Origin of the sequence: Streptomyces sp. Ru62 (assembly GCF_002920615.1) — a bacterium.
Classification (GTDB): domain Bacteria; phylum Actinomycetota; class Actinomycetes; order Streptomycetales; family Streptomycetaceae; genus Streptomyces.
The window spans coordinates 1-6,896 of record NZ_PQSU01000073.1; the positions used below are offsets into that span (position 1 = coordinate 1).

At 72.0% G+C, this 6,896-nt stretch carries 7 protein-coding genes and 2 pseudogenes; 4 read left to right on the forward strand and 5 right to left on the reverse strand.

The annotated features are described in order from the left end of the window. From C3492_RS45270 to C3492_RS43460, 4 genes and pseudogenes are all read right to left on the reverse strand, one after another. Positions 1-220: pseudogene (locus tag C3492_RS45270) on the reverse strand (hypothetical protein); the annotation flags it as partial. Positions 221-274: 54 nt separating this feature from the next. Then, the gene (locus tag C3492_RS44055) at positions 275-1,033 is read right to left on the reverse strand and encodes a HEAT repeat domain-containing protein (RefSeq protein WP_258056260.1); all 759 of its coding nucleotides are present in this window, start codon (positions 1,031-1,033) and stop codon (positions 275-277) included. Between the two features lie 678 nt (positions 1,034-1,711). Further along, positions 1,712-1,947, reverse strand: a pseudogene (locus C3492_RS43455) (AAA family ATPase); the annotation flags it as partial. Then, a complete protein-coding gene (locus C3492_RS43460; protein ID WP_258056261.1) occupies positions 1,884-2,606 on the reverse strand; it encodes a TetR/AcrR family transcriptional regulator in 723 nt (240 codons plus the stop codon). The gene C3492_RS43460 and the pseudogene C3492_RS43455, both read right to left, overlap by 64 nt. Before the next feature lie 113 nt (positions 2,607-2,719). On the opposite strand from C3492_RS43460, the gene C3492_RS43465 reads away from it, so the two are divergent. Beyond that, positions 2,720-3,373, forward strand: coding sequence for an FMN-dependent NADH-azoreductase (locus C3492_RS43465; RefSeq protein WP_103818077.1), 654 nt, complete (start codon positions 2,720-2,722; stop codon positions 3,371-3,373). Beyond that, positions 3,370-3,693, forward strand: coding sequence for a multidrug efflux SMR transporter (locus tag C3492_RS43470; protein ID WP_103818078.1), 324 nt, complete (start codon positions 3,370-3,372; stop codon positions 3,691-3,693). The genes C3492_RS43465 and C3492_RS43470 overlap by 4 nt, the downstream gene beginning before the upstream one ends. Positions 3,694-4,065: 372 nt before the next feature. On the opposite strand, the gene C3492_RS43475 is transcribed toward C3492_RS43470, so the two are convergent. Beyond that, entirely contained in the window at positions 4,066-4,926 is an 861-nt protein-coding gene (locus tag C3492_RS43475) for a response regulator transcription factor (RefSeq protein ID WP_258056262.1), read from the reverse strand. A 406-nt stretch (positions 4,927-5,332) separates the two neighbouring features. On the opposite strand from C3492_RS43475, the gene fabD reads away from it, so the two are divergent. Both fabD and C3492_RS43485 read left to right on the forward strand, forming a co-directional pair. Further along, positions 5,333-6,313 (forward strand): ACP S-malonyltransferase, encoded by a 981-nt coding sequence (gene fabD / locus C3492_RS43480; RefSeq protein ID WP_103818080.1) that lies wholly within the window; start codon positions 5,333-5,335, stop codon positions 6,311-6,313. 192 nt (positions 6,314-6,505) lie between these two features. Then, a partial coding sequence (locus C3492_RS43485; protein ID WP_308461198.1) for a biotin carboxylase N-terminal domain-containing protein occupies positions 6,506-6,896 on the forward strand: 391 nt, incomplete at its 3' end.

The window sequence follows — 6,896 nt, forward strand, 5'->3', positions numbered from 1 at the left end:
AAGAACCCCTAACGAAGTGAGAGGTTGACCAGTCGGCGCCAGCAGATGATGCCGCAGGCCAGGCTGAGGAAGCTTCGCGGATGTCGCCGCGGATCTCCCAGCGGATGCGCAGTCGGCGGAACCAGTGCAGCAGGGCAAAGCTCTGCTCGACCACCCAGCAGTGCACGTTGGTCGCGGAGGTGTTCGCCACAGATGAAGGTGCGGCCGGGAACAGAGCCATCAAGGCGTCGTCGCGAGTGTGGTCGGGTAGCCGGAGACCATTGCTGGTCTCCGGCTACCCGACCACAGGGGCCTCCTGGGGACTGTCGCGGAGATCCGTCGCGTCGATCCAGGAGATCGTCGCGACCCGGTCCGGCGCCACGTCCACCGCCTCCGCCGCCAGCAGCGCCCAGTCGCGACAGAAGGCAACGGTCTCGGGCCAGGGGCCGTCGCGGTCGACGTCCCAGTCGATGCCGGGGCCGCTGACCCAGCGGCGGCCACCATCGGACGTGACCTCCCAGATCTGGAAGTAGAGCACCGCCTGTCCATGGTCGGCGAGGTCGCGGATGACCTCGGCCAGATGTTCCGCCAGCCAGAGGCGACCGGGGGCCTCACCAGGCCACATCAGCGCGGCGGACCGAGGAGGCAGGACCTCCTCGCGGCCGCCCAGTTCGGTGAGCGCCCAGCGCAGCCCCTCGCCCTCGCTGTCGTCGGGTGCCTCCCCGCGCCGCAGGAAGGCGTCGTACGCCTGCCGCAGGCGTGGCACGGCGCGCCGGACGCCCAGTTCGGCCAAGGCCTCGGCGGCCCACTGCCGGACGGTCCCGCTCTCGCTTCCCAGCATGCCGATCAGGACGTTGATGGGGCGCGGGTCGGCCAGCGCGGTGAACACCTCGATGGCGCACAGCTGCCCGAACGGGTTCAGCGCCGGGGCCGCCGCGATCAGCGGCTCCAGCACCCGCGGCCCCAGGGCGATCAGCGCGTGCTGCGCGTCCTCGGCCACCTCGGTCGACTCCGCGTCCAGTTCGGCGACCCTGCGGGCGATCTCGTCCTCCATGCGCGCCAGTCTGACCCGCGCGGCACACCCGCCGCCGCCCGATTTCCGCCCGACCCGCGGGGACGGAAGAATCAGCCAAGCACATGGCGCACGCTCGAAGGACATCAATTGACCTCGGACATAGACACGTTCACCGCACCCTCCACGGAACGCCCGCCCTCCGCCGTCCCCGTCGACTGGGCGGCCGTCGAGGACTGGCTCGGACTGCGGCTGCCGGCCGACTACAAGCGGCTCGCCGACCGGTACGGGCCGCTGGACTTCGGTGAGTACCTGTGGATCCATGTGCCGTGCGTGCAGCGGGACCGCTTCGACTACGGCGAGTGGCTGCGCGGGACGCACCGGGAGGCGCGGATCGAGGCGCGGGAGCTGCCCGAGGCCGAGCGGCCCGTGCTTCACTCCGAGCCCGGCGGCCTGCTGGCCTGGGGCTGCACCCGGGGCAGCGACGTGCTGTTCTGGGACACCTCGGCCTCCGACGACCCCGACGCGTGGACCGTGGTGGTGCGGCACTCGGGTGCGGTACCGGGCAGCGGCCTGCTCCCCTGGCACCGGTACGACCTCACGCTCACCGGCTATCTGCGGCACACCGTCCGCGACACCTGGGAGCTCACCTCTCCTCCCGGCCCGTTGCTGGGGCCGCTGCCCGGCACCGTCGCGCGGACCGGTTCGCGGATCTGCTCCCAGTGTGCGGCGCAGCGGCCGGGCGCCGAACTCCGGCTGGTGGCCGTGTGCCACGAGCAGCGGTTGAGGAACTCCGGCAGGAACCGGTTCCGCAGCTCCTCCATCAGTTCGTCCTTCAACTCGGCGGCGTCGCCCTCGTGGCCGAGGATGCGGTGGGCGCCGATGTCGGAGGTCATGATGACGACGGTGGGCCGGCAGTCGACGGTGCGGCCCTGGCCGTCGGTGAGCCGGCCGTCGCCGCCGTCGCCAGCCGCCCCAGCGCGGCCTTGATCCGGTCCGGTGTCACTCCCTGCGCTCGCTGCTGGAGGAACACCTCCGGAGCCAGCGGCGCGAGCAGGCCGTCCACCAGGGCCTCCGGGTCCGCGGTGCGGGACTCGCGCAGCAGGACCAGGACGTGCGCACGCCAGAAGCCGTACGCGCCGACGGTGAAGCGCTTCTCGCCGGTCTCGGCGCCCAGGACCAGATGGCTGTGGGCGTCGAGCAGGTCGACCATGGCGGCGTAGAACGCGGCGAGCCGCTCCGGGGCGGGCGCGCCGGGGCCCAGCGGGGGAGCGCCGCGCAGCAACTCCTCCTGGAGGCGGCGTTCGTGCTCGTCGAGGAGGGCCGCCGCGATGGAGGCGACGTCCGGGTAGCGGCGGTAAAGCGTGCCCCGGCCGATGCCCGCCGCGCGGGCGATGTCCTCCATCGTGACCGACCGCGGATCTCCGGCGGCGAACAGCTCCGCGGCGGCGGAGAGCACCTTGGCCCGGTTCCGGGCGGCGTCCGCGCGCTCCTTCCCCTTCCCGCGCCCGGCCGTCTCCCCGTGCCCGGCCGACGGCGCGTCCCCGGCCGTCTCCGTGCGGCTGGTGATCTCGGTGCGGCCCTGCTTCTCCCTGTGACCGCCCCTCGTGTCCATGGGATACAGCCTACCGGAATAACTGGACGTCCTGTCCGGTTGATCCTCCCGTCGGAGATAACTGGACGCCGTGTCCGGTTACTGTTTCCGGCCGATTACGAGAGGACCCCGTCATGACCACGCTGCTGCACACCGACGCCAGTGCCCGCCGCAAGTCCTTCAGCCGGGAGGTCGGCGACGCCGTCGCCGCCGCCTGGCGCGCGTCCCATCCCGGCGGCACCTACGTCCACCGCGACCTCGCCCGTACGCCCGTCCCGCAGATCGGTGAGGCGTGGACCGAGCTGTGCGACTACGTGCTGGAGCACCGGATCGCCGACACCGCGCGCTACCGGGAGGCCGTGCGCACACCGGCGCAGGAGGCGGCCTGGGCGGTCGTCGAGCCGCTGCTGTCCGAACTCGTCGCGGCCGACACCGTGTTGATCGCCACGCCGATGTACAACTGCTCGATCCCGGCGTCCCTCAAGGCCTGGATCGACCAGGTCACCTTCCCGCGGATGTCCCTGGCCGGGCGGCGGTTCGCCGTGGCGTATGCGCGCGGCGGGGCGTACGGCCCGGGCGCCCCGCGCCACCCGTACGACCACCAGGAACGCTATCTGCGCGACTTCTTCGCCGGCCACTTCGCCGTGCCCGAGGAGGACATGACCTTCCTCGGCACCGAACTGGTCAATTCCCTCCTCGATCCGGCCCTCGCCGACCGGCGTGGCGCGCACGACGCGTCCCGCGCGGCCGCGCTGGAGGCCGCCCGCAAGACAGGAGAGTCCCTGTGAACTGGCTGCTCCTCATCGCCGCCGGCCTGGTGGAGGTCGGCTGGTCGCAGAGCATCAGGCCCACGGCAGGCTTCACCCGCCCGCTGCCCACCCTGCTCTGCTTCACGCTCGGCGCCGTCGCCGTCTATCTGCTGTCCCTGGCGATGCGGGGACTGCCGGTGGGGACGGCCTACGCGGTCTTCACCGGCATCGGCGCGGCCGGCGCCATCACGCCGGGCATCGTCGTCCACAAGGACCCGGTGACCCTCGGCCGCCTCCTCGCCCTCGCCCTGATCATCGGCGGGGTGGCGCTGTCCCACGCGACCGCCCCGGCCGAGTGAGGGGCCCGGCGCCGGCCCGGCCGCCGCCGAGCCGAAGCCGCGCCCGACCGCCGGGCGCCGGACACTCGGCGCCGGCCCCGCCGAGCCCGAGCGGTGGCAGACGCGGTGACACCGGTGCTGTGACAGCCGAGCCGGGCCGACTCGACGGCCATGCGCCCTCACGCGTGCGCGTCTTTACGCGCAGGCGGCACGCCCGACCCGCGACACGCGCGGCACGCGTTGGCCCCCTCCCGGAGCCGTCGACGGCACTCCGAGGCCTCCCGGCCCTGGAGCGCCCGCGGCGGTTCTCCGCGCCGGAGCACACCGTCGCTCCGGTGTTGTCCGGCGCTTTGTCGGGCTTGCCGGTTGCGAGTGGGTGGTCGAGCCGGGAGTTCAGTTGTGGATCCGGTGGGCGGATGTCGCCCGGCTCAGGTGGCGCTCGCGGCCGATCCGATCGCGCGCGCGGATCGTGGGCTGGACGGTCCTGACGGCCCCCGCCGTGCCCACGAGGCCCACGCCGCGGCCACCCGGGCGTGTCACGGTGCTCTGTACGGGTCCTTCGGCGGGCCGGATCGGCGTGGGGTTGCCGGGAGGGGCGAAGCGGAAACCGACGCCGCGGACGGTAACGATCCATCGGCCCCCGTCCCCCAGCTTCCGTCGCAGGCTGGCGATGTGGGTGTCCACGGTGCGGCTGCGCCTGTTCTGCGTCTCGCCCCAGACCTGGAGCATGATCTGGTCCCGGGAGACGACGGTCCCCGCCTGCGACACCAGGAGTCGCAGGAGGTCGAATTCCTTCTCGGTGAGGGTGAGGCAGCGCCCGCCGACGCGTGCCTCCCGGGCGACCGCGTCGATGCTGACCGGTGAGATCTCGTGGACAGGTACGGTGTCGTGGGGCCGGGCGGCGCGTGTCCGGCGCGTGACCGCTTCGATGCGAGCGACCAGCTCCCGGAACCCGTAGGGCTTGTCGAGGCACACATCGGCACCCGAGCGCAGCGCGCGTACGCGAGTCGCCTCGCTGCCGTCGGCGCTGACCGCCAAGACGGGCACGGAACTGACGGCACGTATGTCACGGCACAGACGCAGACCCCGGAGACCGGGAACACCGAGGTCCAGCAGGACGACGTCGGCCTGCGGGCAGGAACGCAGCGCTTCTGCTCCCGTGGTCACGTGGTCGACCTCGAACCCCTGCCGCCGCAGGCCTTCCCCCACGCAGCGGGCGAGCTGGAGATCGCTTTCGACGAGCAGTACACGCACGGCATCCCCTCTCATCGGTCTTCGTACGGGATCTGGGTCCGGACCCTGCGGGAACAGTGAAGGGTTTTTGGGTTTCCCGGCAGTTACGCGCCGGTTCACGGCCTTCCATCAACTGCACCGAAAAGGTAGGGGCACAGGCTCGGGAACAGAAGCCGACATTGCACTCCCGCGACGATTCCCTGTCACCGCGCTGTGGATTTTGCATACCTCTGACGAAGCTTTGCCGAGCTGTTTCGCTGGCTTGACTCGGGAACCGCGAGTGGATGAGGCTCTGAAGCACCGACCGGCTTCTCCCACCACCGATCCGGAATTAGCCGGAAGCCTCCTTTCGCGGTATTCCGCAGTAGGGGCGGCCTACCCGGAGGGGCCTTCCGGTGTGCATCACGGAGCAGGAAGCACTGAAGAGATGGCATCCACCGCGTTCGTCTTTCCCGGTCAGGGCTCGCAGCGCGTCGGCATGGGCGCCGATTTCGTGCAGCGGCGTCCCGATCTGGTCGACACCTACTACCGCGCCGCCGACGACCTGTTGGGCTTTCCGCTGTCACGGCTGTGCCACGAAGGACCGGCCGAAGCCCTGCGTGACACGGCGATCACGCAGCCGGCTGTCTTCCTGACCGAGATCGTCGTCCTCGACGTCCTGCGCGCTCACGACGTCGTGCCCGACGTCGTGGCCGGGCACAGCCTCGGCGAGTACGCGGCCGCCGTGTGCGCCGACGCGCTGTCCTGGCAGGACGCCCTGCGCCTGGTACGGCTGCGCGGGCGGCTGATGGCCGAGGTCAACGAGCGGGTGCCGGGGGCCATGGCCGCCGTGGTGGGCCTTGACCTGCCCACCGTACGGGCCCTGTGCGCCCGGGCAGCCGCCGACACCGGCCAGGTGCTGGAGGTGGCGAACGACAACGAGCCCGCCCAGACCGTGGTGTCGGGCCAGACGAAGGCTGTCCGGGCCCTGGTCGACGCAGCGAAGGAGGCGGGTGCCCGACGCGTCGTGCCGCTCGGGGTGGGGGCGCCGTTCCACTGCTCGCTCATGCGTGACATCGAGGAGGAGTTCGCCGAGGCGTTGGCCGCCGTTGACTTCCGCAGTCCTTCGGTACCCATGGTGTCCAGCGTCACCGGCGCCCCCGTGACCAGCGTCGAGGAGATCGTCTCGGCCCTGCGCAGACAGCTGTCGGCACCCGTGCTGTGGACCGGCACGGTGCGCACGCTGGCCGGCCTGGGGGTGCGGCGGTACGTCGAGGTGGGACCGGGCCGTGTGCTGAGCGGGCTGTGCCGCAGGACGGAGCCGACCGCCCGCGCTTTCAGCACCGGAACCGTCGGCGAACTCGCCGCCACGGTGGAGGCCCTGGCCTCGGACCGCGCCGAGGACGGCGTAGAGGCGGCCTCCGTCTGAACACCCGCACCGTTCCGCTCGCCCGAGCGTCCGCACGCGCAGGCCGCCCGCACCACGCCTCGGACGCGGCCACGGTGCCCTGCGGCCCTCGTCCCTGACTCGCACTCTCGATCCGCTCACCTGCCCGGTACGGCCCGCGCCCGGGCGGACGCGACCAGACTGCACGGTCTTCTGGAGGTATTTCGCGACATGCTGCGCAAGGTGCTCATCGCCAACCGTGGCGAAATCGCTGTCCGCGTGGCCCGGGCCTGCCGGGACGCCGGGATCGCGAGCGTGGCCGTCTACGCCGACCCGGACCGGGACGCGTCGCATGTCCGCGCCGCGGATGAGGCGTTCGCTCTGGGCGGTGACACCCCGGCCACCAGCTACCTGGTCATCGAGAAGATCTTGAACGCGGCGCGTGAGTCCGGCGCGGACGCCGTCCATCCGGGGTACGGCTTCCTGTCGGAGAACGCCGAATTCGCCCAGGCCGTGCTGGACGCCGGCCTGATCTGGATCGGCCCGCCGCCGCAGGCGATCCGCGACCTGGGCGACAAGGTCGCCGCCCGGCACATCGCCCAGCGCGCCGGCGCGCCGCTGGTGG

Coding starts and splice junctions, on each gene's coding strand:
- C3492_RS43465 (WP_103818077.1), top strand. CDS start 2,720: ATGACCACGCTGCTGCACACCGACGCCAGTGCCCGCCGCAAGTCCTTC.
- C3492_RS43460 (WP_258056261.1), bottom strand. CDS start 2,606: ATGGACACGAGGGGCGGTCACAGGGAGAAGCAGGGCCGCACCGAGATC.
- fabD (WP_103818080.1), top strand. CDS start 5,333: ATGGCATCCACCGCGTTCGTCTTTCCCGGTCAGGGCTCGCAGCGCGTC.
- C3492_RS44055 (WP_258056260.1), bottom strand. CDS start 1,033: ATGGAGGACGAGATCGCCCGCAGGGTCGCCGAACTGGACGCGGAGTCG.